Source organism: Mucilaginibacter kameinonensis, from assembly GCF_003675385.1.
GTDB classification, from domain to species: domain Bacteria; phylum Bacteroidota; class Bacteroidia; order Sphingobacteriales; family Sphingobacteriaceae; genus Mucilaginibacter; species Mucilaginibacter kameinonensis.
The window spans coordinates 378,398-392,999 of sequence record NZ_RCWZ01000002.1; the positions used below are offsets into that span (position 1 = coordinate 378,398).

The window sequence follows — 14,602 nt, forward strand, 5'->3', positions numbered from 1 at the left end:
TAATTTCTGGTTTTGTAATAATTGTGTGACATATTTATATCTTCGCATAAATTTTAAAGACCCCTAAATCCGTGCAAAAACTTGCTAAACTTATCAGCAACAAACCTTTTGTTTATTCTTTATGGTTTGGCCTCAGTCTGTTTTTAGTTATCAAAGGCGTTTTAACCCATCAGGGGTTCAACAATTACACCATCTTTAAATATAACTTTTTAAACACCATTCATCAGCACAACCTGTACGCTTATCAGCCCGAGCATTATTACGACCTTAACCACTACGGGCCGGTGTTTTCAATAATCATGGCCCCGTTTGCCATACTACCCGATGGTATTGGTGTTATTTTATGGGTGTTGTTTAACGCGTTTGTCCTGTTTAAGGCTATTGAGTTATTGCCTTTAAAAAAAGATCAGTACGTGATTGTTCTTTTGCTGTGTGCTCATGAGTTAATGACGGCATCGGCCAATGTGCAAAGCAACCCCATGATAGCGGCGCTCATTATATTAGGTTTTAACTTTATAAAGCGGGAGCAGGATTTTTGGGCAGCGCTTATGATAGCCCTTGGCGCTTTCATTAAGCTTTATGGCATAGTAGGGCTGGCCTTCTTTTTCTTTTCGGCTAACAAACCCAAATTTGTGTTGAGCTTCATATTCTGGTCGGCAGTGTTGTTTGTTTTGCCGATGGCTATTTCGTCGCCCTCGTTTATAGTACAAACTTACCGCGATTGGTATACCGACCTGGTGATTAAAAACTCGGATAATCAGCATTCATCTATGCAGGAAATTTGTGTTACCGGCTTTATTCGTAAAACCTTCAATTACCAGGATCTTAAAAACATGTACGTAATAGGGCCGGCATTGGTGCTGTTTGGCTTATCGTACCTGCGCATAGGGGCATATAAGTTTGTACAATACCAGCGCCTGATCCTCTCGTCGGTATTGATCTTCGCCGTGATATTCAGCAGCTCGGCCGAGTCATCAACTTATATCATCGCTTTTGTTGGTGTAGCTGTTTGGTTTATGAACCTGAACCGCCCGGTTACCGGCTTCGAGATTTTTCTGTTGGTGTTGGCGCTGTTGGTAACAAGCCTTTCACCATCTGATCTGTTCCCGTCCTTTATCCGGAAGCAGTATATAGTGCCTTATAAGCTAAAATCGATACCCTGCTTTTTGATCTGGCTTAAAATAGTTTACGAAACACTCACCCGTAATTTTGCCAGGGAAGAGGAAAGCGTCCTAATCCGGTGACTGCTTAAGGGCTAAAAGGTACAAAAATCTTCATATTGTCATTTTTCGATATAAAATGATGGTGATTTGTGTGTTAATAAATAATTATTAATTATTTTCGTAACAGAAAAGTTACATTTGAGAGATTGTGTGCTTTTTATTAAAACTGGTTACTATAGTTACGTTTTGTAATAATCTATCGTAAAGCTATTTTATATAATAAAGTGTATTGAAATAACGATCAAATATAAACTTTAATTACAAAATACCTCCTGTTACAATTTAAAAAATCCATAGTATAACTATGACATACCTTGATAAGAAAATATCTATTGTTATTCCTTCGCATAATGAGGAAAAAAACATTAGTTATTTGATTGAGCAAATTCGTGAAACACTGTCGCCTACGGGATATGCCTACGAGCTGATATTTGTTGATGACGGAAGCCGGGACAATACGCTAAACGAGTTAAAGATAAATGCCGAATTGCATTCCAATGTTTTTTATGTAGAGCTTTCGCGCAACTTTGGGAAAGATTATGCCCTTAAAGCAGGTATAGCCATGGCCCAGGGCGATGCCGTGATAACTATGGATGCCGATCTGCAGCATCCGCCGCAACTGATCCTGAAGATGTTAAAGCTTTGGGAAAATGGTTATGACATTGTTTATACCTATCGTGAAGGCGAAAATCCGCATGGTAAGGGTTATCAGAAGGTTACTTCAAAATTGTTTTACAAAGGCCTTAACATGCTCTCGGATATCAAAATGGAAAACGGCACTGCCGATTTCAGGTTGATTGATGAGAAGGTAGTAAAGCAGCTTAAACTGATTGATGAATACGAGATCTTTTTCCGTGGTATCATCAAATGGGCGGGTTATAAACAAATAGGCATCCCTTATGTACCATCAAAACGCCATACCGGCGAGGCAAGTTATTCATTCCCAAAACTGGTTAAGCTTGCAGTTGGCAGCATTGTAGCGTTTAGCGCAAGGCCGCTTTATATTGTATCGTTAATTGGGTTGTTCTTTTCGTCGCTGGCTATTTTGTATATACCATATGTATTGGTGAGTTACTTTTTAGGCTACGCGGTTTCGGGCTGGGCATCCATTATTGCCACCATTGCCTTTTTTGGCGGGCTTCAGTTGCTTGTAATGAGTGTTATTGGTGTGTATGTAGGTAAGATATTTATGCAGTCTAAACACAGGCCTCATTATATTATCCGTTCGTCAAACGTTGTTATTGTAAATAATGATCTTATTAGGCTTTGATGTTGAGGAGTTTGATATGCCGTTTGAGTACGGTAAATCAATATCATTTGATGAACAGCTTGAGATTTCTACAAGGGGCACCAATATCATCCTCAACTTATTGAAAGAAAGAGGTATTAAAGTTACCTTTTTTTGCACAGCTAACTATGCCATCAACAAACCCGAAGTTATCAAAAGAATGGTAGCCGAAGGGCATGAGATAGCATCGCATGGGTATTATCATTCAGATTTTAAGGCCGAACATTTAAGGCAGTCGAAACTGACATTAGAGGACATTTCAGGAACGGAAGTAACCGGCTTCCGGATGGCCCGGATGATGCCTGTTGACGAAGCCGAGATTGCCAAGGCCGGTTATGAATACAATTCGTCAATAAACCCAACCTGGCTACCGGGGCGGTATAATAATTTTGATAAACCACGTAGCTGGTTTTATGATCATGATGTACTACAGATCCCGGCTTCGGTATCGCCTGTGGTACGTTTCCCACTGTTTTGGCTAAGCTTTCATAATTTGCCGCTATCTTTATTAAAGAGGATGGCTTCGGCAGCGCATAAAAAGGATGGTTATTTGAACCTGTATTTTCACCCATGGGAATTTACCGATCTGCACGATAAAGAAAAGTTTGGTTTCCCCGGCTATGTTTCAAAAAACTCAGGCGAAGCCTTTGCCCGGCGAATAGCTGATTTTATTGATTGGGCAACGGACAAGGGTTACACCTTTAGACGGACGGACAGCTTTTGCAGCAAGATCAAAAACAAAAACAAACCGGAGCCTGTTTTGCGTTAATAGGCTGTTAAACAGCTTGTAGCAAATCAATTAGCAAATTGATTGTTATTTTCAGCATAAATTTGCATATTTGCACCGCAAAAAAATATATAGTATATCATGGGTTCGAAACCATGTGTATATTTGTAATTAAATTGCGATGGTCCTATAGCTCAGCTGGATAGAGCAACAGATTTCTAATCTGTAGGTCTTTGGTTCGAATCCAAATGGGATCACCTAAGGAAATTTGTATAATGGCAAATTTCCTTTTTTTTATGCTCGTAAAAACCTCATAGGCAAATAGTTATTTCTAACAATCTTCTTATGGAAAAGCTCATCGATAGGCTCAGGCAGATCATTCACCTTTCGGATGATGAGGCGTATCTGATCAAACAGATCTTCAGTGAAAGGAGCATCAAAAAGGGGGATTTTTTTTTACGGGAGGGACACGTATGCCGTTCGGTAGCCCTTATGGAGAAAGGCCTGGTCAGATATTATATGAACGAGGACGGCAACGAGGGCACTTACTATTTTGGCAGGGAGGGAGATTTTGTTTGCGATTACGAGAGCTTTCTTCCGCAGGTTCCATCTAATAAGAATATCCAGGCATTGGAGGATACTTTATTTTACGTTGTTAGTTATGACGGCCTGCAGCAAATTTATCGTGAAGTGGGGGAAGGCGAGCGCCTGGGCAGGCTCGGTATCGAACAGGTTTTCGTTAGCGTACTGCAGCAGCTATCATCTTTTTATAAAGACTCACCTGAAATACGTTATCAGCGTTTCCTCAAAACATTTGCCGACATTAACCAGCGTGTACCACAGTATTACATCGCCTCTTACGTGGGCATCAAACCCCAATCTTTATCCCGGGTACGGAAAAGAGCGGCCCTATAGCATTTATTAACCTGGGTGAATGCATAAAAAATTGGATGGGGCGAAATTTGCTTAAACGAATCAATAAAGCAAATGAAAACTCAAACTATCAACTCATGGGGCCCGCGTGTGGCCTCTTACTGGTTTACTGCTGCAGTAGTTGCAGCTATTATTTTCCTCGGCTTGCGGTTTATACTTGCGCCTGAAGTGGGTGCCGAAGGATTTGGCATCCCATTAGTACATACCAAGGAAGCTTTGGCTTATGGATGGATCAAGGGCATCAGGGACGTCTTTTCTGGAATCGTGGTGCTCATTTTTCTTCTTACACGTAACCCCAGAGCTACTGCTTTTGCATTCTGCGCGGCGATCATTATCCCCGTATCCGATTGTCTCACTGTTCTGGCAGTAAATGGCTCCAAAGACCTAACTCATTTACTGATCCACGGTATTACTGCAATGTATATGGCGGTTACACCCCTCTTTTTATTCAAAGCAAAATCTAACTAAGCCATGAACACTTCCGTATTACATATTTTAAACGGTTTAGCGATAGTCACTACCGCTGTAGTCTTCGGAACCGATGCATTTTTTGCCCTGGTTGGCAAAAAGGCCACTGCTAAAAGTGAAGATGCATCCGTAGCCGATGTAATGGGCCATTTTCATGAAGTGGCAGATGCCAGGATGCCCTTAGTTGGCGTTGCAGCAATTCTGAGCACCTTATTGCAGGTAATAATTGCCGGTTTACATACTTTCCAGGGGCAATTGGCCGCGGTATCCTTAGCTGCCCTGCTAACGCATCTTGCTATATACTTTACCATTGCCAGGCCGGTTAATAATATTATGGTTGATGCTATAAAATTCGGCCGGATAGTGGATAATATCAGAGAATTACAGCAACGCTGGGACAGGGTGATAGCCTTGCGGGCAGCATTACTCTTTATAGCCATCGTCAGTCTTGTTGTGGTCAATTATTACTGAAGCATGTTTTATAACTTTAACTTCGGAACTATACTTCATGGAGTGGTTAAACATTTCTTTTTATTAAAGTTCTATTGACAATTTGCGCTGTTAGTTGCACAAACGCCTCTTAGATTTTCTAAGGGGCGTGTTTTTAGGAAAAGAGTCGCAAATCACCCTCAAATTTGGCGTTAATGCCCCCGAAGCCTGAAACCTACCGTGCTTAACTTTGTTTATCATCAAAAACAATCACCTATGTTATCCATTAAACCTCACCTTTGGTTTGACAAACAGGCCAAAGAAGCCGCGGAATTTTACACTACCTTAATGCCGGATTCGGCTATCAGTTTTGTTAACCAGCTGCATAACACGCCATCCGGCGATTGCGATATTGCAGAATTTACCATAGCGGGGCAACCTTTTATGGCTATTAGTGCCGGGTCGCTCTTTAAGTTTAACCCTTCAATTTCGTTTATGATCAATTTTGATCCTTCGCACAACCCGGATGCGGCCCGGCTTATCGACGAGGTGTGGAGCAAACTGGCTGATGGCGGAACCGTAATGATGCCACTTGACCGTTACCCATTCAGCGAGCGCTATGGCTGGGTGGCCGATAAATACGGTGTGTCATGGCAACTGATCCTGACAAACCCTGCAGGGGAACCAAGGCCGGTTATTATACCATCCATGATGTTCACCGGCGCGGTAGCGGGCAAAGCCGAAGAGGCTATCGATTTTTATTGTTCGGTATTTAAGGACAGTAAAAGAGGCACTACCGCCTCACGACCCGAAGATATGGGACCGGATAAAGCAGGTACATTGCTCTTTGCCGATTTTTATATAAACCAAACCTGGCTGGCTGCTATGGATAGCGCTCATAATCATGGTTTCGGATTTAATGAAGCTGTTTCGCTGCTGATAGAATGCGAAACCCAGGAAGAGATAGACTACTACTGGTCGGCACTCTCGGCCGATCCTAAAGCCGGGCAGTGTGGCTGGCTGAAGGATAAATATGGCGTATCCTGGCAAATATCATCAACCTTTATGTCTGAAGTGCTTAAAAGCGGTACGCCTCAGCAAATTGACCGGGTAACACAGGCATTTCTCCCTATGAAGAAATTTGACATGGCTGCTTTGCAAAAAGCTTATCAGGGCTAATAAACATCAACAATATGAAAACAAAAAAAATCTGGGCTAATTTCAGCGTAAAAGACGCGGAGCGCACTACTCAATTTTATACACAACTGGGTTTTACCCCTAACGGAACCAATAAATATCCGAAGTTAGCCAGTTTCCTTTTTGGTGATGATAATTTCGTGATCCATTTTTTTGAACAGGGTTCACAAATAGATGAATATTTGGCGCCCGCCTCAACAACAGGCAGCGAAATTATTTTCACCCTCGCTGCCGATACTGAGGCTGAAGTAAATGAATGTGCAGATCGGGTAAAAAATGCCGGCGGCACTATGTTAAAGGATGTTGAACGGGATGAAGCCAACTATTATGGATTTGCCTTTGCCGATCCCGATGGCCATAAATTTAATGTATTATTAATGGATAATATGTGAGGTGCATTTATTCGAAATGAAGGCATGTCCGCATCCATTATTGCGTATGGTTGCTATTTTGCATGAGGGGAATTACCACTTTATAAGCTGTTTTTTTCTCCCAGCGCGCTATCAGCCAGGCTATAAAACTTAAAGTGAAGATGTCGTTATTTTCGGCCTTGTTTAGCATGTTTAAAACAGTTTTTTGATATGCAGGATCAAAAGCTGCGTCGGGTTTTAATAGGCATTTCTCTACCAGGCTCAGAAATAATAACACACGTTCTTCTGAAGTTTTCAGCAGATACTTCTTATATCGTCGCCGGAAGCTGCCTATCCGGGACATGGCCAGCTCGATGTTGGAGAACTGTGCCTGTATCAAAATTTCCATCAGGTTTTTTCGAATGGTCCATAGCATCCCCATCTTTTTTTCATACCAGGCATCGGTACGTGTCAGTAAAGTCAAATGTTTTAAGCTTTCACGGTTATTATTACAGAGGGCTAAAAACATGGTCAGGCATACTCGTAAATCCTCTATGTCTTCGGGTTTAGATGTATGTTTGGTATTGGATATCGATTTCTTCAATAACTCAATCGCCTCGTCGGCAAAATCTGTAAAGAACAGGTTAAGTGCAGAGAGTAGCTGATGGCGTAAATAAAACAAGGTGTAGTACCGGCTATCCGTCAACATGAGATCCATCATTTCTTTAAGATAGGATGCACTCCTTACAAAATCCTTGCGCCTTAAATGAAAGTTGGCCAAAAAATATAAGATGGATATATGGTAAAAAAGATAAGATTGTTTATACACATGGCTCTGTATAAATTGATTCGTCCGGTTTACGTAGCGCTCTATCAATCCATAATTCTGCTGTATCGCGGCATATTCATTGGCTATGAAAAGAATCTGGTAAATGGACTTATAGGTCATCAGGTCCTGAGCAGAAATTTTGTATTTCCGGATGGTGGTTATCATCAGGGCCGTCAAATTAACGATTTTCCCTTTCAGGTGTATCTCCTGTAATTCCTGCCTCAAAAAGGCATAAGCCATATTGAGCTTAGCCTCGCGTTGCATATTCGACTGGTTTCGTAAAAGGCGTGCGGTCAACGCTTCAAGGTTTTCTGCTCCCGGCAGATGGGCATATTGCAGCTTTAACAGCAAAAGCTCATTCAATAAGTTAAATTGCTCCAAATGTTCAGCCAGTCGTTCGGCCTTATCCAAACATTTGAACGCTATTTTGATCACATCATTTTCTAATAAAAAACGTCCCACTACCACCAGGCGTAACGCGTCGTAGGTGTCGGAATGACTGCTTTCAAAGGTTTTTTGTGACAAGAATAGCAGTAAATTATCCTGCAGCCTTTTACGTAAAGCATAATACGCGTCGTTATTTTTCTCCGATTCGTAGAGACTATTTAAACCATCTATATCGTCAGTTTCTATTAAATCAAGTAGCTGCAAGTTTTTTACATCTAATCGTTTGTTTTTTCGCTGCAAAAACTGCTTGAATAGCTTTTTATCATTGTTATTGAGCAGCCTTGTTAGCTCCGAAAGCGAGTCCATATTAATAATTTTGGTCTAATTAAAGATGCAATAATGCTAAATTATATCGTCAGTAAATTAGATATTCTGATTTTTTAAGACCCGCTTTCCGCCCGACATTTGGTTCCATATTAATCAATAAAACAAAACAAACATGGAACCGCTACAAAACAAAACTGAAGAAACTTCAACCAATGTAAAATATGGCGATAAGGTTAGAAATCCATTTAAGCCAACTGCCGCGTTTATTGGTGCCTCCTGGTTTGCCTTATTGGCTGGAATGGTGGGTTATTGCATAGGCCTTTGGAATGCAACTATGGCATTGAACGAAAAAGGTTACTACTTCACCATTTTGTTGTTTGGCCTATTTGCAGTAATCTCGGTACAAAAAAGCGTTAGGGACAGGTCTGAAGGGCTTGCCGTAACGGATCTTTACTACGGACTGAGTTGGTTTGCTACTATCGCTGCAATAATCCTGTTGACGATTGGCCTATGGAATGCAGATCTGGCCCGGAGTGAGAAAGGCTTTTATGCTATGGCATTCTGTTTAAGCTTGTTTTCGGCGATTGCCGTACAAAAAAATACCCGCGACGCAAAGATGTTTGAGGATAAAGAGTTGTAACGTAGCGGTCGCCCGCCCCGCAGCGTCTTGCCTGGCAAGCCTGCGGGGCTTTTAATTTACCGCCCCGCCCCAATATCGTGAACCCAATCAGGATTCTTTATTGGCATTTTAAATGGTACATGTTTTTTAAGGTGCTATAATATTGGTTCGAATCCAAATGGGAATATATGATGAGCTGCCTAAAAGTACTTTTTATTCAATATATAAAGACTCATGCGTATGTTTTTGACAGTCTTTTATGATAAGAGCTAAGGCCCGCCACGATTTATTTTAGCGGGCCTTTAAATAATTCAAGCTTATAACCCGTTAATAATAGCTTCCGATACAACTTCTCCAATCATCATGGTAGCCGCATTGGTATTAGCGGATGTTATAGTCGGCATAACCGAAGCATCAGCAATTCTCAGCCCGGTAATACCATGTACTTTTAGCTGGCTGTCAACAACTGCATCTGATCCTACGCCCATTTTACAAGTGCCTACCGGGTGGAAATAGGAGGTAAGAGCATCCCGGATAAAATCTTCGATGGCTTTTTTACCGATAATGTTTTTAGGCGCGATCCATCTTTTGGTGATGTTTTTGAAAGCTGGCTGCGAAATAAGATCCATGCCAATTTCTACGCCTGCAACAAGGGCCTGCAAATCTTCAGGCTCGGAAATAAAGTTCGGCTGAATTTCAAGAGGGCCATCATGACGGGCTGTTTTCATTTTAAGATACCCTTTACTTTTCGGTTGTACCAAGCCTGGCACCAGGCAAAAAACATTTTCAGGCACATCGTACTGTTGTGCAATCTCGTGAGTTAAGTAAGGCACCTGTAATGGTAAATACATTAAATCAGGTACTTGTAATGCCGGTTTGCTTTTCCATAGCGCGGTACTTCCCGCCAGGTTATTATTACGGATACCGAGCGGAATATTTGTTTCAAAACACAAACCTGCAACCAGGGGATGATCCTGCAGGTTTTTACCTACTCCCTCCAAATTAATTATACTTTTTATACCAAGCTTTTTAAGTTCTTCGCTATCACCTATCCCCGAAAGCATCAGGATCCTGGGCGTGTCTATAGCACCTGCAGATAGTATAACTTCCTTATCAGCCAATACAGTATACATCTCGCCATTTAACTCAAAGTCGAGGCCCTGGCAATGGGTATCATGAAAATTAAGCTTTAAAACTTTGGCGTGCGTCAGGATAGTGAGGTTATTATGATCCATCACCGGTTTAAGGTATTCGGTTGGGCTCGACCGCTTGCCATCGCGAACATTTAGAACCATTTTTCCTACACCTTCGGGGGCTGGTCCGTTGGTATCCTCAAGTACCCGCATGCCATAAGTTCGGCCGGCCTCAATTAAAGCAGCTGGCACAAAATGAAGGTTTTTCGCATTTTCAATAGCAATTGGGCCGTTTGCTCCGTGGAAGTCGGTTGCTCCGCCTTCCCAGTCTTCAATTTTTTTGAAGAAAGGTAACACCGAATTGTAATCCCAACCGGTATTTCCTGCTGCTGCCCATCCATCATAATCGGCTTGGTTTCCCCGCGTCCAGGTAATGGCATTAATACTTCCGGATCCACCAAGCACCTTGCCTCGCGGAACAGGTATAATCCTGTTATTGATAAACGTTGTTGGCTCATAAGCATAAAAATAATCATGCGGGGCGCCAATATTGTGCACCCATTGCATTGGCTCGGCAATGCTTTCAATTCCGGCATCTGAGCCTCCTGCTTCCAGTAATAGTACAGAAACGCCTGCGGTACCCGCTAAACGGCGAGCGATAACGCAGCCTGCAGAGCCGGCACCCACAATAATGAAATCGTATTTGTTTTTTATTGGGGGCAAAGCCCCTTTGTTGCCCTCACTGTAACTTGATTTTTCGTTTGTCATAGGAATGAATTTTAATAATGCTCAAAATTAGATCTGGCAGGTAGCTCTATCTATACCGCAAAGCGGGGGAATGTATCCTCTGTTTTGGGGAGGTTATCAACGTGTAACTCGGTTGTAATTAACCAGCGTAAACCATTGGTTTCTTATCGAAAACAATCCGAAGCGAAAGCCCCGATAAGCATAGCAAGTGCGGCAGGTTGGTCCAGTTCGATGCAATGACCGGCTTCCGGAATCTTAAAAATCTTATTCCTCCATTTTGGGAGACCTGATTGTTCAAGATAATCAGTTTGAATAAGCCGCTCCTCAGAGCCATACGCGACAGTGATTGGTAGATTGGCTGCAATAAGATTGGCTATTTTATCTGTTGTATTGGGCATTCTAAGCGAGTTGCCGAGCGCTGCTCTAAACTGGGGATCTGTTTTTTTGAATACCATTTTGTAATGATCCTTTATAGGCTGATTGTCTTTGAAAATAAAGTGGCCAATCAAAAAGTCTATTTCATCATCAGCAGGAGTTGCTTTGAAGGCAGCGGCAACCGAAACGCCGGGCTGGATCATATCTTTCACTGTTATGCTCCCGGATGTAAGCATCGCTCCGCATAAAAAGATTCCCTTACAGTTAGGCGGAAATGCTTTCATCTCACCGATAATGCTTGTGCCAAGTGACGTTCCTACCAGGATAAATTCTTTTTCATGTATCTGGGCTAAAAATGCATTAAGGTGCGCCGCGAGCCCTTTTGTTGTATAATCTGCATCCGGGTTATTACTTCTGAATGATAAACCATGCCCGGGCAGATCGACAGCGATGAGCATATACTTTTGAAGTGCATTTTGGATAACTACGCTGTCCCAGGTATGTAATGATTGTGAATTGCCATGGACGAAAATGATAGCACTTTGGCTATGGCCGGTTTTTCTGTAATTAAGCATATGGTAATTGTGTTTGCTATTGCCAAATAAATTGTGGTTGTAACAGCTTTTTTAGAGAGGGGCCCAATTTGGGATATAAATACCGGCGCCAGGCACAATAAGATTTATCTTTTTGTAACCTGGCCGCGGTTTGTGAACCTTTCTTGAACATGACCTTTTTGACAGGAACCACAGGTACCGCTATACCGGTATTTTAATTCAATTCAACTTATTTGGCGAGGAAGTTTATAGCTTCCTGCACAAACTCATCATGATACTGAAATACTGCCGCGTGTCCGGCATCAGGATAAGTAATTAAGTCGGCGTTTGGGATGTTTTTGTAGAGGTTTACCGCATTAATTACCGGAACAGGAATATCTTGCTGCCCCTGGGCTATTAATACCGGTTGCTTTATTGTTTTTAGTTCGTTAAACGCGTTTGGATAAGGTTGCGCCCATCCCAACACGGCTGTTAGCTGGGTCCCGCCACTTTGTTCGTTTACAGGCAGGTCCCGGTCGGTAGTACGTTTTTGTGTTCTGGCATAGGATTCTTTTCCTGCGGCTATGCTTTTTTCCGAGCTTGTGAAAGCAAAACGTAAAAGACTTTCTTCCGGAGTTAACCCTGCAGCGGCAGCTAACAAATTAGGCAGGTTTGAAAGGCCTTCACTTCCTTTAGGACCTGTTCCGGTAAGGATAATCTTATTGACAAGTTCGGGATGCGTAAGCACCAATTGCTGGCTGATAAAACTTCCCATCGAGAAGCCCATAATATTAACCTTGGTATAGCCCAACGCCTTAATGAAATTGGCGGCATCGCTTGCCATTGCCGTAATATTATCCGGTGTAGTTCCTTTGGATGAGCCAACGCCTTGATTGTCAAATATGATTACTTTGTACTTTTGAGCCAAACCGTTTGTGATTGCAGGGTCCCAGTCATCCATTGAACCACCCAATGCCGATAACATAACCAGGGGGATGCCGTCCTTATCTCCCAAAATCCGGTAAGCATAGCTGTTGCCGGCTACATCAATAAATTTAGTAGGAGCGGTTTGATGATAATCAACAATCGCGGTTGATGTTCCTTTACCCGGTCCGTTGTCTTTCTTGCAGGATGCAAGGCCGAGAGCCAGGATGGATAAAATGATCAATTGTTTTGTGGACCTGAATAGCGTTCTGTTTTTCATAGATAGAGGATTTTATGCCTTAATTGACGCTGCAAAAGTATTTTTTGAGGCAGCCTTGCCTAATCACGACTTGCCGAACTATACAAATTGGATGCTGAAACAGCCAACTTTGGCAGCCGAATGCGACCGTGACAGGGGCGGGATCATAAAAATTTACTGCTCAAGTACCGGGGCATCCGTTATTTTTTCAAGCACCGATGCGGGCAGATAAGGCCTTCCGCCGGTTGCCGGGACGCAGGTGCCCGTGAAAACGGCCTGCGTCATTAATTTGTTATTGCAAACGATAGTTTGTTTAAAATGTAGCTTTGGCAAGCCCTCTTTATCTTTATATAGGGTACAGGTAACCTTGAACTCGTCGCCCCGCTTCAGGGACCTGATAAAACTGATGGTATAACCTGAAAGTACCATATAGATGCCGTTTTTAGCCTCCGTTTCAAAATCGAAACCCAGTATTTCCCTGATATAATCATGCCTGCAGTATTCCATGTAAAAGGGATAGTAAAGGCCATCCATGATTTCCTGAACATCTATATGTTCGTCTTTGGCAACGTAAGTTTTTGAATATTCCATGATTTTTTAATTTCTGACGGGAGCAAAAGTATCCGTCGCTCCTGTTTGGGGAAATCACCAAAATGAGGGATATCAACTCACCGCCAATTCCGACAACGTCCCCGAATTAGGTGATAGCCGATTTGTTCTGAAGCGCTGAATTTTGCGTTCACCATAACTAAAGTTCTGGAATAGTCTGGATTTGACGGACAAACAGAACTTTTCAGATACCTTGAAAATAATATGACAACTAAAATCACCATTCCAAACCGCCTTGCAGAGGGCGAACACTTTGCGGAAGTAAACAACATTATCATACATTATTATGTGGCCGGTAGTGGCCCCGTATTACTGCTTCCATCGCCAGGTTGGGGGCCATCGGTAAATTATATTATGCCTTTACCGCTTTTTGAGCAATATTTTACCATGGTGTATTTCGATACGAGGCACAGCGGAAAATCGACCGGGCCGGAAGACAGTACACAATATGCACTCGATAATTTTATAGCCGATATAGACGCGCTCAGAATTTATCTCGGGCAATCCAAGGTTTATATCGCAGGCCATTCGGGGGGCGGCCACCAGGTACTTGAGTATGGGATTCAGCACAACGAAAATCTGTCAGGGATTATTGCCATCGACGCGATTGCAGCTACAGATGAATTGCGCGCCGAAGAAATGATGAAACGGATCATGAAGAAAAAGACCGAGCCCTTTTACCTTGAAAACCCGGAGTATTATGAAAAGGCTACCGCGTTTATGATGGGAATGGGAACAGATAAAACGCCGCGTACATTGGAAGAGATCATCGGCACCATGGGCGGATTTTATTTTCATGACCCCAGCCTCGCCGCGAAGACCTTTCAAAACCTTGACCTGAATGATACTGTTTTCGCATACACTAATTCAAACGGCTTCCAGGGAAAGAATTTGCTTGGTGATTTGCACCGCATCACTGTGCCTGTATTGATAATTGTTGGCGATGATGATTTCATTTGCGATCCTGTATCGCAGGCCGCCAGGATCCGTGCAAATATTGCCAATTCAAAGCTGGCTGTTATCAGCAATTGCGGCCACATGCCATGGATTGAACAGCCTGCTGAATTTTATGAACAGTGCGAAACCTGGTTTAGCGAACAGCAATTGAAGAAATCATGAAATAGCATTTGCAAATCAGCGGCATCCAGGGTCAGGCCATAATGCTTAATGTCTGGTTCAGCAGGTATTTTGCCTGTTTTGAAGTAAAAGTATTATACTTTCCGGCGCAGAGATACCACCTTCGTT

The 14,602-nt window shown here is 42.5% G+C and carries 15 protein-coding genes and 1 tRNA gene; 11 read left to right on the forward strand and 5 right to left on the reverse strand.

Features of this window, described 5'->3' with window-relative positions; translation table 11 throughout:
• Positions 1 to 71 precede the first annotated feature (71 nt).
• The 9 genes from EAH55_RS08615 (at position 72) to EAH55_RS08655 (ending at position 6,657) form a co-directional block, all read left to right on the forward strand.
• Positions 72 to 1,244: a glycosyltransferase family 87 protein gene (locus EAH55_RS08615; protein ID WP_121809270.1), complete on the forward strand. Its 1,173-nt coding sequence runs from the start codon at positions 72 to 74 to the stop codon at positions 1,242 to 1,244.
• A gap of 283 nt (positions 1,245 to 1,527) precedes the next feature.
• Entirely contained in the window at positions 1,528 to 2,493 is a 966-nt protein-coding gene (locus EAH55_RS08620) for a glycosyltransferase family 2 protein (RefSeq protein ID WP_114936589.1), read from the forward strand.
• Complete coding sequence (locus EAH55_RS08625) at positions 2,474 to 3,280, forward strand: polysaccharide deacetylase family protein (protein ID WP_121809271.1); 807 nt, start codon at positions 2,474 to 2,476, stop codon at positions 3,278 to 3,280. The genes EAH55_RS08620 and EAH55_RS08625 overlap by 20 nt, the downstream gene beginning before the upstream one ends.
• 141 nt (positions 3,281 to 3,421) lie before the next feature.
• Positions 3,422 to 3,495: transfer RNA gene (locus tag EAH55_RS08630), tRNA-Arg, on the forward strand.
• Between the two features lie 88 nt (positions 3,496 to 3,583).
• On the forward strand, positions 3,584 to 4,153 hold the full coding sequence (locus tag EAH55_RS08635; protein ID WP_121809272.1) for a Crp/Fnr family transcriptional regulator: 570 nt from the start codon (positions 3,584 to 3,586) through the stop codon (positions 4,151 to 4,153).
• Between the two features lie 72 nt (positions 4,154 to 4,225).
• The gene (locus EAH55_RS08640) at positions 4,226 to 4,639 is read left to right on the forward strand and encodes a DUF4267 domain-containing protein (protein WP_121809273.1); all 414 of its coding nucleotides are present in this window, start codon (positions 4,226 to 4,228) and stop codon (positions 4,637 to 4,639) included.
• Between the two features lie 3 nt (positions 4,640 to 4,642).
• Positions 4,643 to 5,110: a DUF1772 domain-containing protein gene (locus EAH55_RS08645; protein ID WP_121809274.1), complete on the forward strand. Its 468-nt coding sequence runs from the start codon at positions 4,643 to 4,645 to the stop codon at positions 5,108 to 5,110.
• 234 nt (positions 5,111 to 5,344) lie between these two features.
• On the forward strand, positions 5,345 to 6,247 hold the full coding sequence (locus EAH55_RS08650; RefSeq protein ID WP_121809275.1) for a VOC family protein: 903 nt from the start codon (positions 5,345 to 5,347) through the stop codon (positions 6,245 to 6,247).
• A 14-nt stretch (positions 6,248 to 6,261) separates the two neighbouring features.
• Complete coding sequence (locus tag EAH55_RS08655; protein WP_121809276.1) at positions 6,262 to 6,657, forward strand: VOC family protein; 396 nt, start codon at positions 6,262 to 6,264, stop codon at positions 6,655 to 6,657.
• 37 nt (positions 6,658 to 6,694) lie between these two features.
• Here EAH55_RS08655 and EAH55_RS08660 read toward each other — a convergent pair whose 3' ends face one another.
• Positions 6,695 to 8,197 (reverse strand): hypothetical protein, encoded by a 1,503-nt coding sequence (locus tag EAH55_RS08660; RefSeq protein ID WP_121809277.1) that lies wholly within the window; start codon positions 8,195 to 8,197, stop codon positions 6,695 to 6,697.
• Between the two features lie 133 nt (positions 8,198 to 8,330).
• Between EAH55_RS08660 and yiaA the strand changes: the two genes are divergently transcribed.
• Positions 8,331 to 8,798 carry an inner membrane protein YiaA gene (yiaA, locus tag EAH55_RS08665; RefSeq protein ID WP_121809278.1) on the forward strand — a complete coding sequence of 156 codons (468 nt, stop codon included), beginning with the start codon at positions 8,331 to 8,333 and terminating at the stop codon, positions 8,796 to 8,798.
• Positions 8,799 to 9,094: 296 nt separating this feature from the next.
• On the opposite strand, the gene EAH55_RS08670 is transcribed toward yiaA, so the two are convergent.
• From EAH55_RS08670 to EAH55_RS08685, 4 genes are all read right to left on the reverse strand, one after another.
• Entirely contained in the window at positions 9,095 to 10,678 is a 1,584-nt protein-coding gene (locus EAH55_RS08670; RefSeq protein ID WP_121809279.1) for a GMC family oxidoreductase, read from the reverse strand.
• Between the two features lie 143 nt (positions 10,679 to 10,821).
• Positions 10,822 to 11,607 carry an alpha/beta fold hydrolase gene (locus tag EAH55_RS08675; RefSeq protein WP_121809280.1) on the reverse strand — a complete coding sequence of 262 codons (786 nt, stop codon included), beginning with the start codon at positions 11,605 to 11,607 and terminating at the stop codon, positions 10,822 to 10,824.
• Positions 11,608 to 11,815: 208 nt separating this feature from the next.
• Positions 11,816 to 12,769 carry an alpha/beta fold hydrolase gene (locus EAH55_RS08680; protein ID WP_121809281.1) on the reverse strand — a complete coding sequence of 318 codons (954 nt, stop codon included), beginning with the start codon at positions 12,767 to 12,769 and terminating at the stop codon, positions 11,816 to 11,818.
• Positions 12,770 to 12,922: 153 nt separating this feature from the next.
• Positions 12,923 to 13,339, reverse strand: coding sequence for an acyl-CoA thioesterase (locus tag EAH55_RS08685; protein WP_112567673.1), 417 nt, complete (start codon positions 13,337 to 13,339; stop codon positions 12,923 to 12,925).
• A gap of 222 nt (positions 13,340 to 13,561) precedes the next feature.
• Here EAH55_RS08685 and EAH55_RS08690 point away from each other — a divergent pair, with 222 nt between their 5' ends.
• Positions 13,562 to 14,476, forward strand: a complete 915-nt coding sequence (locus EAH55_RS08690) for an alpha/beta fold hydrolase (protein ID WP_121809282.1) — start codon at positions 13,562 to 13,564, stop codon at positions 14,474 to 14,476.
• Positions 14,477 to 14,602 lie beyond the last annotated feature (126 nt).